Genomic DNA, 13195 nt, shown 5'->3' on the forward strand with positions numbered 1-13195 from the left:
GTGTAGCTCTCTCACCTTAGCCTCCTGCCCAACTTTAGCCGCATAGCGCCCCCCGCTGGCCCCAGCAGGCTTGGGAAGGGAAGCCAGCACGGGGCGCGGGCCGTGTCCATAATGGCTAGGGCGGTGCCCACGTCGGCCGGGTTGCATTCGAGTCGGCCGGCGGGGGCTTGCCCTTTTTCAAAGCAGCGCAGCACGGTCAGCAGGCCGGCCACCCGAAAGGCAATCAAGCCCAGCCGGAACGCCTGACTGGCTCCCGCGCCCCCGCCGTGGGTAGTGGCTTCCTGTAGGCCCGCCGCCCCGGCCGCGTTCAGGCGGTGCCAGTCGGAGACCGTTAAGGCTATTTCCACGGGGTACGCGCCGGCTTCATCGATCAAGGGCGTGGCCTTTATCATGCGGGTAAGCTTCCCGGCCAGGGTGTCGAAATACGGGTCAAGGGGCGGGCCGGCACTGGGGCTTACATCTTGCCAGGCATGGGCTTGCGCGAAGGTGTAGAACAGGAACCGGCTCACTAACCCATCTTCCGCCGTGGGCATCAGGCGCGGGAGCTGGCCAGGGGTGCCGGTCAGGGCAATGCTCAGGGCCGGCCGGGCCAAGTCCAAGTGTTAGCGGTCAGTTTTGCGTAGCAGCGACACGGGTTCGTGCTGAAAGGCTTTGCGTAGCACGTCGCTAAAATTGCCAAAGTCAGCCCCCAGCGCCCCGCTCATGGTGTCGCTTCGGTTTCGCACATGATGCCGCGCCCGTCGTTTTCAGCCAGGGCCGTGGCCAGGGCTGCGGCGGTGGCGTTGCCCGGTAAGTACAGCAGCTTGTGCGGTGGCGGGGCATCGGGCGGCGGGCTCAGGCTGGCTTTGGCCTTGCCGGCGTTTTTGTAGGCGGCCAACTCGGCATCGTACTCGGCACGGGCTACGTGGCTGGCATCGGTCAGTTCTTTGTGGAAGGGCTAGGCCAGCCGCCGTGCCCAGGCTAAGGTTCCCTTCCCGCTGGCCGCCGGGGCAATGATGAACGCAAACAGGTTCAGGCCAAACCGGCGCTTGTTGTAGGTGCCGCCCACGGCCGGAAAACAGCCCGACAACACGGCCAACGTGCCCAGCAGCATTACGGCTTTTTGGCGCGTACTTCCTGCTCGGGCAGGTGAATGTAGGCGCAGAATTACCGGATGGAAACCAGGGCGCGGCTGGGCTTGCCGAGCTGCACCCGGATGCGCTGCAACAGGCGCTTGCCGGCCTGGTAGCCATTGCCGGTAAAGGCAGCTGCTTCCTTCGGGTAGATACAAACCTGGCACATAGTAGGCACTCCTAGGTTGTACGGACACTTATCTTTGCGTTCGTGAGCAGTGTTGATGAGATTAGTGACCGTGCCTGGGCCGCTTTGGCTCCCCATTTAGCGGGCAAAGCGGGCGACGTTGGCCGCACAGGAGCCGATAATCGGCTCTTTCTCAACGCCGTGTTCTGGCTGGCGCGCCACGGCTGCGCCTGGCGGGGGCTGCCGGCGCATTTTGGCAAGCACGACACGCTGCGCAAACGCAGCCGGCGTTGGGCCCACAAAGGCATTTGGCAACGCTTGTTCGAGGCCGTGCAGGAACCGGACTTGGACTGGGTGATGCTCGATTCGACCGTCGTGCGGGCCCACGCGCAGGCGGCGGGCAGCCGAAAAAAAGCCGCTTCGGCGACGAAGCCCTCGGCCGCAGCCGCGGCGGGCTGACCACCAAAATTCACGTGCTGGTTGACGCGCTGGGCAACCCGCTGCGCGTGGTGCTCGGGCCCGGCCAGCAAGCCGATTGCCGACGTGCGGCCGACGTGCTGGTGGCCGCCGATGGCGCGGGCAACGCGCTGGCCGACAAAGCCTACGACACGGACGCGGTAGTGGCGGCCGTCGAGGCCTTGGGCGCACAAGTCGTCATTCCCAGCAAAAAAAACCGCAAAACCGTTCGGCTTATCGACCGCAACCTGTACCGCGACCGCAACAAAATAGAGCGGTTTTTCAGTCGCCTCAAGCAATTTCGCCGGCTGGCCACGCGCTACGAGAAAACGGCCAGCAGTTTCCTCGGAATGGTGCATTTCGTTTCAGCCCTTTCGTGGCTTCGCTAATTGTCCGTACAACCTAAGGTATAGTTGGCTAGTCGAATTTATAACCACTGATTTAGAGGTAGTAGGGTCGTGAAATTTTACAGCTGGTTCGGATAACTGCCCGGGTGCGCTTGCTCCTGGCAGGCGGGGCGCTGCAGTGGTAGGTGTGGCTCAACTGGCACCACGGAGATGCTCCGCTCCGGCGCGGAAGCTGCCCGTCAAGCTGCTTGCGGCAAATGCTGCTGGTGCCACAGTTGCTCCGCTGGCGGAACAGGAGCGGGTGACGTGGGTGGTCGACGGCGACACGTACGAGGTGCTGGCCGGGGGCATTGTGTACCATGCTGCCCCCACCAACGCCGTAGTGGCCGCGCCGCTGGTCATCCTGCCCGTGAACAGCCCGGCCCCGGTGAACCAGGCGATGGTGGCCAGCTTTCCGGCTGCTCCGCCCGCAGCTAACCTAGTGGTGGGGATGGTGGGCATCAACTTCTACCAGCAGGTGAATGGCAAGTTCTACCCGCTCAACAGCAACAGCACCGACCCGCTGGCCATTGAGTACGGGGCGTAAGTCACTAAGAACCCAAGGCACAAAGCGGCCAGCCGGTAGCGGTCAGCCGCTTTTTTCTTCATTAATTTCAATATCTGAGTTATCGTAATCATGGCATTAACGGCCTTTCAAGCCTAATTCAAGCGGCGCATGAAGCGCGCTATTAAACTACGGGCCAAGGCTGACCAGAAGGCGCGTCGCTACACTAAACTGCTGCCGGATGCCATCGGGGCGGCTGAGGACGCGATGATACAGATGGATGCGCTCAACCAACTTTATAATGTGGACGTGAGCACCTACACGCTGCTCACGCAGGCACTGCACTCCAACAGTGGGCAGGAAGTACTGGAAGAGCATTTGGCGCAAAGCACGCCTGGTGAAGAGGTGGTCATCTTCAACTAGGCGCCGGATGGCAACGGCGGGCAGGAACTGCCAGCCAACCCACTGTTTAGGAAACTGGTGGCGGGCACGCTAATTCTTTCGCCACCGCAAATCGACCTGCAACAAGCATGAGTGGAAAATCTATCTGCACTACACAAAAACCCTTTTTACAGCATGGAAACGAGTTTTTTTTGTTAAGCGGCAGCCCGAATGCCCGTGCTGAAAGCTATTTGACCAGCGCCGGAGCCAAGTTAACGGCGGCGGTTGTGGTGGTTTTCTTGGCGCAGCAGCTGGCACCAGCCTTCTCATCTTTCGAGCACTGCGGCTTGGTTTCGGTTGCAGCCTTTTTACCTTTCTTGCCGGGCTGGCCGTCCGTGGCGGAGGCGGTGCTGATGGTGGCGAGGAGAGTCAGGGCAAGCAGGAGGTTTTTCATGAGTGGGGAGCGTAAATTGGTTGAAAATGAGAGCTAATGTTGATTAGCAGCAGCCACAGGCCCCTTTGCCCTGTTCCTGGATGGGTGGGCAGGGTACGGAGCCGTAGGAGCAGTACACGCAGCAGTCGCCGGCCAGAGGCTTGAGTACGGTGTGGCAGTTAGTGCATTCGTAGAACCACTGGCAGGCGTCGGTGGGCATCTGCTCGGCCTGCGCGTGCTGGCAGACGGGACAGGTGAGCACGGAGGTCAGGGTAACGGGTTGGGTCGGGGCCACGGGACGGCGGTTAGCGGGTGGGGTTCAGAACGAGGTAGCCGGTGCTGTTTATGGCGTTTTCTACCTGGGTAGCCTGTGCGTGGGCGGCATCGAAGCGCACCTGGGCGGTTGCTTGGTCATAGGACACGGCTACGGTTTGCACGCCGGGCACTTGCTGCACCTCACTTTCGACGTGGCGGGCGCAGGCCTCGCAAGTCATGCCGCCGATGCGGTAGGTGCGGGTTTGCCAGACGGGGGCAGGGCCATTGGCGGCCACGGCCGGGGCACTAGGCCTGGCGGGGTAAAGTGCAGCGCCGTAGTACGGGAAGGCCAGTAGCACAGCCGCGAGCACCGTAACAGTCGCCAGGAAGCTGGTTGACTGCATAACGGAGCGTTTCTCGGGCACAGTGCAGCAGTCGGCCGCTGCCAGCGCGGGGCGCAACTGGCGGTACCAAGCGAAGCCGAGCACGGCCACCGTGAGGCCCACCAGGTAGAGGCGGTAGGGTTCAAGCCAGGAAAAGGAACTGGCCACGCCGCCAAGGCCGCCAACCACGGCCAGCAATGGCGTGATGCAGCAGAGCGAAGCGGCCAGCGCGGCCAGCAGGCCGGCGCCAAATAAGGACTTGGATGGTTGAACAGGGGCGTTGTTCATTGGGCGGGTTGGGTGGCGGTGAGGCGGGCCAGCAGGGGCTGAAGCACGGGCAGGTGCTCAGCGTTGAGGGAATAGAACACGGTTTGGCCAACTTTGCGGGCGGTGACCACCCCGCCGTCCTTCAGCTTGCGCAGGTGCTGCGACACGGCTGAAATGTTCATTCTGAGTACGTCAGCCAAATCGCACACGCAGAGCTGCTTGTCGGCGAGCAGAAAGAGCAGCTGCAGGCGCACTTCGTTGCCGGCCAGGGCCAGCACACTGGCCAGCGAGCTTAGCGCGGGGGCTGCCTGGGCCAGGCGCTCCTGGCACTGCTGAATGTGGTCGGTGTCGGCAAAGACCCGAACGCAGGAGGTTGGATTCATGGAGAAAGAGAGTGGAAAAACTACTATCGTATTTAAGCTAATGCTAAAGTACGGACAAAAGCCTCCTATTTTGCCTAACGGCTGAGCAATCACGGCCTATGCGCCAGGCGACCTGTAATTCTTCCTCGCGGTAGTAGTCCTAAACAATTGCTGCGAACAGGGCTACCTTTTCTCTTGAAATTGCACCGAGTACTATCAACTGGCCTTTCCGGCCTGCGAGGGCAGCGACCAGCGCGGCCGCCCTACCCGCTGCCTCGACCGTAGGGGACCCCGAGCCGGCCGCTGCTGCTCACCCCGGCCGCCCGCTGAGCCGTGGCCCTCACCACCACCGAAGCCGGGCAGCTGCTAAACCCCGGCGAAACGGGCAGCAGCTGCTTCAACAGCTGCCCCTACGCGGCGTAAAGCGGAAGCACCGCCCTCAAATTTTCGCCACGCGGGGCCCCAAAACCTGTATCTTCGCCGCCGTTACGCGGGGAATGCGCTGCATACCCCGACGGCGAAAGGTTTCCGGCTTCGGCCGGAATCAAAAGGGAACCGGGTGCAACTCCCGGACAGACGCGCTACTGTAAGCTCCCGCCGGCCCTGGGCCGGCCACGGCGTTCCACGCAGCCATTGCCCCGGATTGGGGCGAGAAGGCGGACCGCCGGGAGCAAGTCAGGAGACCTGCCTTCCGCCGGCTGATGCTGCCTCCGCGCTATGGGGCTCTACTCAGAAGTAGCACCCCGGTTCCCGGACGCGGCCAGCGGCTGCGTGGCCGGAGGGTGCTTGCTGCTGGCCAGGGCTTTGGAAACGGAACAGCGGGCGTAACCCGGCCGGCATGCCCGCCGCCCGGCTGCTGTCTGCCACCCGCTTGCCCGCCGTCCATGCTTCCTTCGCCCGACCCGCAGCTTGCCCGCGCCGAAACGCGCATTTTCAAGGCCGTGTTTTCCAACACCGCCAACCACTACGACACGCTGCTTGGGGGCACCAGCAGCTTGCAGGTGCGCATGGAGCTATTCATGGAGCAGATGGACTCTGACGAACGGCTGCTGGCCGTGACCAGCCTGTTCACCTTCGTGGCCGTGGACGGGCACCGCCGGTCGGTGCCCGTGCGGCCCGCCGCCGCGCTACCACCCGTGGCGGCGGCCTGAACTGTCCGCCTCCCATTCACTTCCCTCCTTCTCGCTTTCTCTTACCACCTCATTTTATTTCCATGAAAGAAGTTCTGACCCCGCGTCTCTGGGTGTTGCTGGCCTTTGTGCTGCTGGCCGTGCTGGGCCGGGTGGCCCTGCCGCACTGGCCCCACCTGCCCAATTTCGCCCCCCTCGATTCGATGGCCCTGTTTGGGGGCGCGTACTTTGCCCGGCGGCGCTGGGCCGTGGCGGTGCCCCTGCTGGGCGTGTGGCTGAGCGATTTGGTGCTCAACTACCAGTACCTGGGCCACGTGCAGCTGTTTTATTCGGGCTTTTACTGGCAGTACGGCACCTACGCCCTGCTGGCGCTGCTGGCCCACGCCGGGCTGCTGCGGCGCGTGAGTTTCGTGCGGGTGGCCGGGGCCGGCGTGGGCGCGGCGGTGCTGTTCTTCCTGATTACCAACTTCGGCGTGTGGCTGGGCTCAGCCACTTATCCGCAAACCGGCACCGGGCTGCTGGCCTGCTACGCGGCTGGGCTGCCGTTTTTCAATCATTCGCTGCTGAGCAACCTGTTCTACTGCACCGTGCTGTTTGGCGGGCTAGAGCTCGCGCAGTGGCGCTTTCCGGTGCTGGCCCGGCCCCGCCTCGCTCATGCTTAACTACCGATGAACGAATTCACCATTCCGGCGCTGCGCCCGCCCGACGCGGCACTGGCCGCCACCATTCAGGCCAAAATCGACACCAAAACCAAGCCCCTGGGCGCGCTGGGGCAGCTCGAAGCCCTGGCCCGACAGGTCGCGCTCATTCAGCAAACCATAACGCCCGTGCTGCACCGGCCCCACGTGCTAGTGTTCGCGGCCGACCACGGGATTGCCGCGGCCGGCGTGAGCGCCTACCCCGCCGACGTAACCCACCAGATGGTGCGCAACTTCGCGGCGGGCGGGGCGGCCATCAATGTGTTCTGCCGCCTGCACGGCCTCGAACTGCGCGTGGTGGATGCCGGCGTGCGCGGCTCCTTCGCCGATCTGCCGGCCGCGCGCAACCAGAAAATCGCCGAAGGCACCCGCAACTTTTTGCACGAGCCCGCCATGACGCCGGCCGAAATGCACCGGGCCCTGAACCTGGGCGCGGCCCTGGTGAGCGAGGTGCACGGCACGGGCTGCAACGTGGTGGGCTTTGGCGAGATGGGCATAGCCAACACCAGCAGTGCTGCCGTGCTGCTGCACCGGTTGGGCGGTGTGCCCCTGGCCGACTGCGTGGGCCGCGGCACGGGCCTCGACGCGGCCGGGCTGGCCCGCAAACACGCGGTGCTGGCCGCCGCCGTGGCCGCCCACCCCGCCGTAGACGGCACCGACCCGCTGGCGGTGCTGGCCACGTTCGGAGGCTTCGAAATCGCGCAGCTGTGCGGGGCCATGCTGCGGGCCGCCGAGCTGGGCATGGTGCTGCTCATCGACGGCTTCATTGCCTCGGCGGCACTGCTGGTGGCCTGGCGGCTGGCCCCGGCCGTGCTGCCCTCTTGCGTGTTCAGCCACGAGTCAGCCGAGGGCGGGCACCCGCACCTGCTGCGGGTGCTGAGCGCGCAGCCCCTGCTGCGGCTGGGCCTGCGCCTAGGCGAAGGCTCGGGGTGCGCCCTGGCTTACCCGCTGGTGCAGGCGGCCGTGGCCTTCTTCAACGACATGGCGTCGTTTGAAAGCGCTGGCGTATCGCAAGTCGCTGCCGACTAATAATCGTCCCAATTCTTTCTTTCTCATTCAACAGTAAAAAATGCGCCGCCAACTACACGTATTTCTGACGGCCGTGATGTTCTACACGCGCCTGCCGTGCCCGGCCTGGGTCGACCATTCGGAGGAATTGCTGAACAAGGCCACGGTGTATTTCCCGGTCATCGGCTGGCTGGTGGGCGCGGCGGCAGCGGCGGGCTACGTGGGCGCACGGTGGCTGTTCGGCAACGCCGACGTGGCCCTGCTGCTGAGCACGGTGGTGAGCGTGCTGCTGACCGGCGCATTTCACGAGGACGGCTTTGCCGACGTGTGCGATGGGTTCGGAGGCGGCTGGACCAAGGCCAAAATCCTCGATATTATGAAGGACAGCCGCCTGGGCACCTACGGAGCCGCTGGGTTGGGACTGGTGCTGGCCCTCAAGTTTGTGGCCCTGCGCGGGCTCCCACCGGCCTGGGTGGTACCGGCCCTGCTGCTGGCCCACCCGCTGAGCCGGACCACGGCCCTGACCTGTATTTTCAGCCACGACTACGCCCGCGACAACGAGGATAGCAAAGCCAAGCCCGTGGCCAAGAAGCTGGGCCGGGCCGAACTGACCATCGGGCTGCTGCTGGGTGCGCTGCCGTTGCTACTAGGGGCCGCTTGGGCCCGGCAGCCGCTGCTACTGGCAGTAGTGCTGCCGCTGGCGGCTGTGAAAATGTATTTGGCCGGCTACTTCCAGCGCTGGATTGGGGGCTACACCGGCGACTGCCTGGGGGCCATTCAGCAAGTGGCTGAAGTAACCGTATACCTGTTTTTACTGGCTTTATCGGCATGGACCTTTATCTAATCCGACACACGGCCGTGGCCGTGGCGGGCCGCTGCTACGGCCACACCGACGTGCCGCTGGCCGACACCTTTGCCGCCGAAGCCGCGCAGTTGCGCGCCAAGCTTCCGGACGGGGCCCCTGGCTGGCGGGTGCTTAGCAGCCCTGCCGCCCGCTGCTGCCGTTTGGCCGAAAACCTCTGGCCGGAAACGGCGATTGCGGAAGATGTCCGGCTGCGCGAGCTGCACTTCGGCGCGTGGGAAAACCGGCCGTGGGCGGACCTGCCGCCGGACGAGCTCAACCCCTGGATGGCAGACTTTGTGGCGCAGGCACCGCCCGGCGGGGAGGCGTTTGAGCACCTGCACGAGCGCACGGGCGCGCTGCTGGCCGAATTGTTGGCAGCCCCCGCGGCCGGGCCGGTGGCGCTGGTAACCCACGCCGGGATAGTGCGCAGCTTGCTGTGCCACGCGCTGGAGCTGCCGTTGGCGCAGGCGTTTCAAGTAGCCGTGGATTTTGCGTCGGTGTCGGGGCTGCGCCACCAGCACGGACGCTGGGAAGTACGCTTCGTGAACCGCTGAGCAAGGGCCGCCGGCAGAAGGCCTTTTTCTTGTATTCCAGGCGACAGTTCACCAAGTCGGCTCATTTGCTGCCGGGCGTTAGGCTTAACTCCAAACCGCCAGAAAGAGCAGAGAGAACGTTTTTTTTTGCACGCCTTCATCTGGTCGGAGAAGCACCGGCTCTGCTAGAGCTTATGGTGGGTTTGTGGATTAGGGGTTAGGGATACTGCCGGCGCTAGCCCACGCCCAAAAAGCTGCTGACTCAGCCGTTCATCCTGGCGGTACACGTCGGCATAAAAACGCAGCTGGCCCGCCACCACCGCGCAGGTCGCGTAGCGCACATACAGCGCCACCGGCCGCCGCAGGTAATAGCTGCGCGGCTTGGGGGCCGCTTCGCATTGGGCTTCCGTGGGCAGCTTGGCGCGGGCGGCGTCGGGGCCCAGCAGGTAGGCGGCCAGCTTCATGGGGCGCTCCATGCGCATGCAGCCGTGGCCCAGTGCCCGGTAGGGTTTCTGAAAATCCGAGGTATTGAATGTCGCGTGCAAATACACCGAATACGGGTTGGCAAAGCGGAAAATGATGTTGCCCAGCGCGTTTTCGCAGCCAGCGTTTTGGCGGATGGTGTACGGGAAATGCTGCGCCGATACGGTCTGCCAATTCACGGTAGTCGGGTCCAGGCGCTGGCCGTTGGCATCGTAAAGCGTGTAGTTATTATCAACCAGGAAATTATGCTCCGAAGTTGCCCGGGTGCCGGCCTGCATGTGCGGCAGTATTTCCTTGGTGGCAATGCTGTTGGGCACCCGCCACTCCGGCGCCACCGTGAACGAGGTGAGCCGGCTGCTGAGCGTGGGCGTGGGGCTGGCGGGCCGGCCGATGACCAGCCGGTGGGTTTGCAGCACCCGGCCGTGGCGCACCACTTCCAGCTGGTAGGCGGGCAGGTTTACCAGCACATAGTCGGCGGCCGGAATGGCCTCCCAACGCCAGCGCTCCAGCGTGAGGGCCATTTGGCGGGCGCGGCGGGCGCGCTGCGCGGCATCGGGCCCCGCGGGCTGCCGCCGCCAGCGGGCCAGGGCTTGCTGCAGCTGCTGGTACTCGCGCTGCTGGGGCTGGCACTGCAGCAGGGCCCGGGCAAAGTCCGGGGCTGCCAGGGCGCGCGCCAGCCAGGCAGCGGGGGCAAACGGCACCCCGGCTTTTTCCAGCGGCGAGGGCGTGAAGGCCCGTAGCTGCCCCCGGCGCAGGTGCACGGCAAAGGTCAGCAGCCCATCGGTGAGCAGCACGTCGAACCGGGCCAGCTGTGCGGGCTGCCGCTCGGGTGCCCCGGGTTGGGCCAGCGAGTCGGCCAACGCTTGCAACGCTCCCGCGTGGTAGCGGCTGGGCAACAACCCGAAGTCTTCGGCGCGGGTGAGCAGGGCCAGCGCCGTGCGGCCCTGCGCCGACGGTTGGTACGCGGCACACCAGGTGGGGCTGTAGGCGCGACCACGGTAGAAGCCCCGGGCCTGCTGGCCCTGTACCAGAGGCAGCGATTCCGCCAGCGTATCGGCCAGCAAGGCTTGGATGCGGGCAGACGTTGCACCGGGCGCGGCCTGGACCGGGCCGGGAATTGCGGCATCGGGCCGGGCCGCGAACAGCGACAGCAGGATGAAGGGGAACAGGATGAACAGGAACCGCATCGGGAGCAGGGAAATGAACTTGTGGGGCTGGGCCAGAGCGGTAAAAAGCCGTCGAAAAGCCAGCTAAAAGCTGGGAGCAATTTCCGGCAGAAGCGCCCGGGGCGCCCTGTTATAGGTTTTGTTCCCAGTTGATTTATATCATGCTTTTGGCGAGCCCGGGCCGGTAATCTTGCGGGGCGAATACCGCATGACCGGCTCCTCAGCTGGCTGCCGGCTGCCGGCAGTGAACTTCTGGCTAAAGCCAGGCAGCGCGGGCCACCATTCGCGGGGCTTAGCGCCGCGCACCATTTGTAGCTCAGCCCCACTCTACCCAACGCAACGACTTGTGCTGCTTCGCCACGGCGAAAGCGTGCGGAACCAGGAAAACCGCTTCACCGGCTAAACCGCCTCCGGCACTACTACCGGGAGTAAAAGGTGGACGCTGCTCAGTGCAGCGGAAGCCTGACAAACGTCAGGTACCTGGGCAATTATCGTCAGGGCATGGCGGGCTGGGACGGCGGATTTTTGCAGATATAAATCCCTGCTCCCCAATCCCCTTCTCATGACCTCCCACACCCAAACCCAGCTCGATGCCCTAAACGCCTGCGTAGCGGCCTGCGAGCACTGCAGCAGCGCCTGCCTGCAGGAACCCCACGTGCAGATGATGGCCCGCTGCATCAGCCTCACCCGCGACTGCGCCGACGTGTGCGCCCTGACCGCCCGCCTGCTGGCCCGTGGCTCGGCGCATGCCGAGCACCTGCTGGAGGAATGTGCCGAAATCTGCCGGGCCTGCGCCGATGAGTGCGCCAAGCACGAGCATCGGCACTGCCAGGAGTGCGCCGAGGCCTGCCGCCGCTGCGCTTAACCCTTGTGGCCTGCGCGCCAACAGCCATCAAAAATCCGGCGCAAGCCCTTCTCACCAAGCACGAAGCTGTTGCTCCAGCAGAAGCAGCTCCGCCACCATCAATCCCACCCGCCCATGCAAACTACCCACCTCGAAACGCCCCCCGCTCCCACCGGCGAACTCGCCGATGCCGACATCACGGCCGCTATCGAAACGCTGCTGGCCACCAAAAAGGGCCTTACCGCGCACCTGATTGACGTGCAAACCCGCGAGGGCATTGTGGAATTGAGCGGCTTCACCAATAACCTGCTGGCGAAGCAGCGGGCCGAGGAAATTGCGCTGGCCGTGCGGGGCGTGCGCGGCCTGCACAGCGCCCTGGCCGTGCGCACCGCCGACGTGCCCGATGCCGAATTGCAGCACGCCGTGGCCCGCGCCCTGGCCGACGACCCCGCCACCGACGACTACCAGGTGCACACCCTAGCCAGCCACGGCGTGGTCACGCTGAGCGGGCTGGTGCAGTCGTGGGCCGAGAAACAGCTGGTGCTGCGCGTAGTGCAGGGCGTGCGCGGGGTGCGCGGTTTTGAAGCCGAACAGCTGATGATTCGGGGCGGCGGAATTCTGAATTCGGACGAGGAAATCACCACCCAGATTCGCGAGCAGTTCGACTGGGATATTCGCGTGAACGGGGCGCTGGTGGTGGTGCGCACCAACGAGCAGGTGGTGCACCTGTCGGGCACGGTGGGCACGGCGGCCGAGAAGGACAGACTCGTGGCCATTGCCTACCAGACCGGGGCCACCCGCGTGGATGCCCGCGACCTGTTTGTGGCCTACTGGGCGCTGGACCGCGAAATCCGCCGCGAGAAATTTGCCCCCAAAACCGATGCCGCCATTGGGGCGGCCGTGCGGGCCACGCTCCGCTTCAATCCCCGGGTGCGCTCGGCCGAAACGCTGGTGCAAGTGCTCGATGGGGTGGTGACGCTGGCCGGCACCGTGAGCAACCTGCGCATCCGGCTGGATGCCGAGCAGGACGCCCGCCACGTGGTGGGCGTGGCCAACGTACACAACCTGCTGAAAGTGCGGCCAACCCGGTTGGTGCCCGACGAAGACATTCGCCAAACCATCGCGGCCGCCCTGGCCCGCGACCCCTACGTGGGCCACCTGGTATTTGGGGTGCAGGTGCACGGCGGGCAGGCCCTGCTCACGGGCCCGGTCGACACGCATTTTGAGCGGGAGCACGCGGGCGAGGTGGCGGCCGGGGCAAGCGGCGTGCTCGACGTAAATAACCGGCTGGTGGTAATGCGGGCCGCATCGGAGGCCAGGCCCTCGTGGCCCGCTTTGTTGCCGGCAGGGGCTGGGCCGAACCCAACTCTGCTCAGCCCCGACCTGGCCCTGGCCGCCCGCATCCGCACCCGCTACAACTGGTCGGCGGGCCTGCACGACCAGGACCTGACTGTGCAGGTAGCCAACGGCCGCGCCACCCTCACCGGCACCGTCGATACCTGGCTCGACCGCCGGCTGGCGGCCGAAGAAGCCCGCGAGGCCGGCGCACACGAAGTAAACAACCACCTGCAGGTGCTGGACCGCATCCCGCAAACGCTGGCCGGCCATGGAATCGAAGCTTAGCCCCAGCCTGAACCGCACCGACGACGCGGCGTGGTTCGTCAGCGCCGGGACGCGGCAGGAGGCGCAAGAAGCCGATGCGTGCATGGCCTCCGATGACTGGCTGTACGAAGCGCCCCGCATACCCTCAACCGTCCGGCCACCGCTGGCGAAGCGCCCACCTGGCCCATTTCTGCCAAAGCAGCCCGCGCCGGTGCGCTAA

General features: G+C 65.0%; 19 protein-coding genes, 1 pseudogene and 1 riboswitch. Of the genes and pseudogenes, 11 read left to right on the plus strand and 9 right to left on the minus strand.

Annotated elements, in window-relative coordinates:
• Positions 1-11 precede the first annotated feature (11 nt).
• From ABD837_RS23535 to ABD837_RS23545, 4 genes are all read right to left on the minus strand, one after another.
• Positions 12-599, minus strand: a complete 588-nt coding sequence (locus tag ABD837_RS23535) for a DUF3987 domain-containing protein (protein WP_345059497.1) — start codon at positions 597-599, stop codon at positions 12-14.
• A gap of 101 nt (positions 600-700) precedes the next feature.
• Positions 701-922 (minus strand): DUF3987 domain-containing protein, encoded by a 222-nt coding sequence (locus ABD837_RS25095; protein ID WP_425554388.1) that lies wholly within the window; start codon positions 920-922, stop codon positions 701-703.
• Between the two features lie 15 nt (positions 923-937).
• Positions 938-1093: a hypothetical protein gene (locus ABD837_RS25100; RefSeq protein ID WP_425554380.1), complete on the minus strand. Its 156-nt coding sequence runs from the start codon at positions 1091-1093 to the stop codon at positions 938-940.
• Positions 1094-1146: 53 nt separating this feature from the next.
• Complete coding sequence (locus ABD837_RS23545) at positions 1147-1281, minus strand: hypothetical protein (protein ID WP_345060019.1); 135 nt, start codon at positions 1279-1281, stop codon at positions 1147-1149.
• 42 nt (positions 1282-1323) lie between these two features.
• Here ABD837_RS23545 and ABD837_RS23550 point away from each other — a divergent pair.
• From ABD837_RS23550 to ABD837_RS23560, 3 genes and pseudogenes are all read left to right on the plus strand, one after another.
• Positions 1324-2084: pseudogene (locus tag ABD837_RS23550) on the plus strand (IS5 family transposase).
• 145 nt (positions 2085-2229) lie between these two features.
• On the plus strand, positions 2230-2628 hold the full coding sequence (locus tag ABD837_RS23555; protein ID WP_345059498.1) for a hypothetical protein: 399 nt from the start codon (positions 2230-2232) through the stop codon (positions 2626-2628).
• A 129-nt stretch (positions 2629-2757) separates the two neighbouring features.
• The gene (locus ABD837_RS23560; protein ID WP_345059499.1) at positions 2758-3009 is read left to right on the plus strand and encodes a hypothetical protein; all 252 of its coding nucleotides are present in this window, start codon (positions 2758-2760) and stop codon (positions 3007-3009) included.
• A 205-nt stretch (positions 3010-3214) separates the two neighbouring features.
• On the opposite strand, the gene ABD837_RS23565 is transcribed toward ABD837_RS23560, so the two are convergent.
• Genes ABD837_RS23565 through ABD837_RS23580 form a run of 4 tightly spaced genes read right to left on the minus strand, consistent with a single transcriptional unit; the run spans position 3215 to position 4688 of the window.
• A complete protein-coding gene (locus ABD837_RS23565; protein WP_345059500.1) occupies positions 3215-3421 on the minus strand; it encodes a hypothetical protein in 207 nt (68 codons plus the stop codon).
• Between the two features lie 43 nt (positions 3422-3464).
• Positions 3465-3695, minus strand: a complete 231-nt coding sequence (locus tag ABD837_RS23570; protein ID WP_345059501.1) for a GDCCVxC domain-containing (seleno)protein — start codon at positions 3693-3695, stop codon at positions 3465-3467.
• A gap of 10 nt (positions 3696-3705) precedes the next feature.
• Positions 3706-4326 carry a mercuric transport protein MerTP gene (gene merTP / locus ABD837_RS23575; protein ID WP_345059503.1) on the minus strand — a complete coding sequence of 207 codons (621 nt, stop codon included), beginning with the start codon at positions 4324-4326 and terminating at the stop codon, positions 3706-3708.
• Entirely contained in the window at positions 4323-4688 is a 366-nt protein-coding gene (locus ABD837_RS23580; protein ID WP_345059505.1) for an ArsR/SmtB family transcription factor, read from the minus strand. Before ABD837_RS23580 ends, merTP begins: the two co-directional genes overlap by 4 nt.
• Positions 4689-5172: 484 nt before the next feature.
• A riboswitch (cobalamin riboswitch) is annotated at positions 5173-5373 on the plus strand.
• A 178-nt stretch (positions 5374-5551) separates the two neighbouring features.
• Between ABD837_RS23580 and ABD837_RS23585 the strand changes: the two genes are divergently transcribed.
• The 5 genes from ABD837_RS23585 to ABD837_RS23605 all read left to right on the plus strand — a co-directional run bounded on the left by ABD837_RS23585 (position 5552) and on the right by ABD837_RS23605 (position 8901).
• Positions 5552-5818 carry a hypothetical protein gene (locus ABD837_RS23585; RefSeq protein ID WP_345059507.1) on the plus strand — a complete coding sequence of 89 codons (267 nt, stop codon included), beginning with the start codon at positions 5552-5554 and terminating at the stop codon, positions 5816-5818.
• Between the two features lie 62 nt (positions 5819-5880).
• A complete protein-coding gene (locus tag ABD837_RS23590; RefSeq protein WP_345059509.1) occupies positions 5881-6459 on the plus strand; it encodes a DUF6580 family putative transport protein in 579 nt (192 codons plus the stop codon).
• Positions 6460-6465: 6 nt separating this feature from the next.
• Positions 6466-7524 carry a nicotinate-nucleotide--dimethylbenzimidazole phosphoribosyltransferase gene (gene cobT / locus ABD837_RS23595; RefSeq protein WP_345059511.1) on the plus strand — a complete coding sequence of 353 codons (1059 nt, stop codon included), beginning with the start codon at positions 6466-6468 and terminating at the stop codon, positions 7522-7524.
• A 40-nt stretch (positions 7525-7564) separates the two neighbouring features.
• Positions 7565-8347 (plus strand): adenosylcobinamide-GDP ribazoletransferase, encoded by a 783-nt coding sequence (locus ABD837_RS23600; protein ID WP_345059513.1) that lies wholly within the window; start codon positions 7565-7567, stop codon positions 8345-8347.
• Entirely contained in the window at positions 8332-8901 is a 570-nt protein-coding gene (locus tag ABD837_RS23605) for a histidine phosphatase family protein (RefSeq protein ID WP_345059515.1), read from the plus strand. Before ABD837_RS23600 ends, ABD837_RS23605 begins: the two co-directional genes overlap by 16 nt.
• A 164-nt stretch (positions 8902-9065) precedes the next feature.
• Here the strand turns inward: ABD837_RS23605 and ABD837_RS23610 are convergent, their stop codons facing one another.
• Complete coding sequence (locus ABD837_RS23610; RefSeq protein ID WP_345059517.1) at positions 9066-10550, minus strand: L,D-transpeptidase scaffold domain-containing protein; 1485 nt, start codon at positions 10548-10550, stop codon at positions 9066-9068.
• A 541-nt stretch (positions 10551-11091) separates the two neighbouring features.
• On the opposite strand from ABD837_RS23610, the gene ABD837_RS23615 reads away from it, so the two are divergent.
• The 3 genes from ABD837_RS23615 to ABD837_RS23625 all read left to right on the plus strand — a co-directional run bounded on the left by ABD837_RS23615 (position 11092) and on the right by ABD837_RS23625 (position 13195).
• Entirely contained in the window at positions 11092-11394 is a 303-nt protein-coding gene (locus ABD837_RS23615) for a four-helix bundle copper-binding protein (protein ID WP_345059518.1), read from the plus strand.
• 114 nt (positions 11395-11508) lie between these two features.
• Positions 11509-12996, plus strand: a complete 1488-nt coding sequence (locus tag ABD837_RS23620) for a BON domain-containing protein (RefSeq protein ID WP_345059520.1) — start codon at positions 11509-11511, stop codon at positions 12994-12996.
• Positions 12980-13195: a hypothetical protein gene (locus ABD837_RS23625; protein WP_345059522.1), complete on the plus strand. Its 216-nt coding sequence runs from the start codon at positions 12980-12982 to the stop codon at positions 13193-13195. Before ABD837_RS23620 ends, ABD837_RS23625 begins: the two co-directional genes overlap by 17 nt.

The organism is Hymenobacter glaciei, assembly GCF_039539585.1.
GTDB lineage: Bacteria > Bacteroidota > Bacteroidia > Cytophagales > Hymenobacteraceae > Hymenobacter > Hymenobacter glaciei.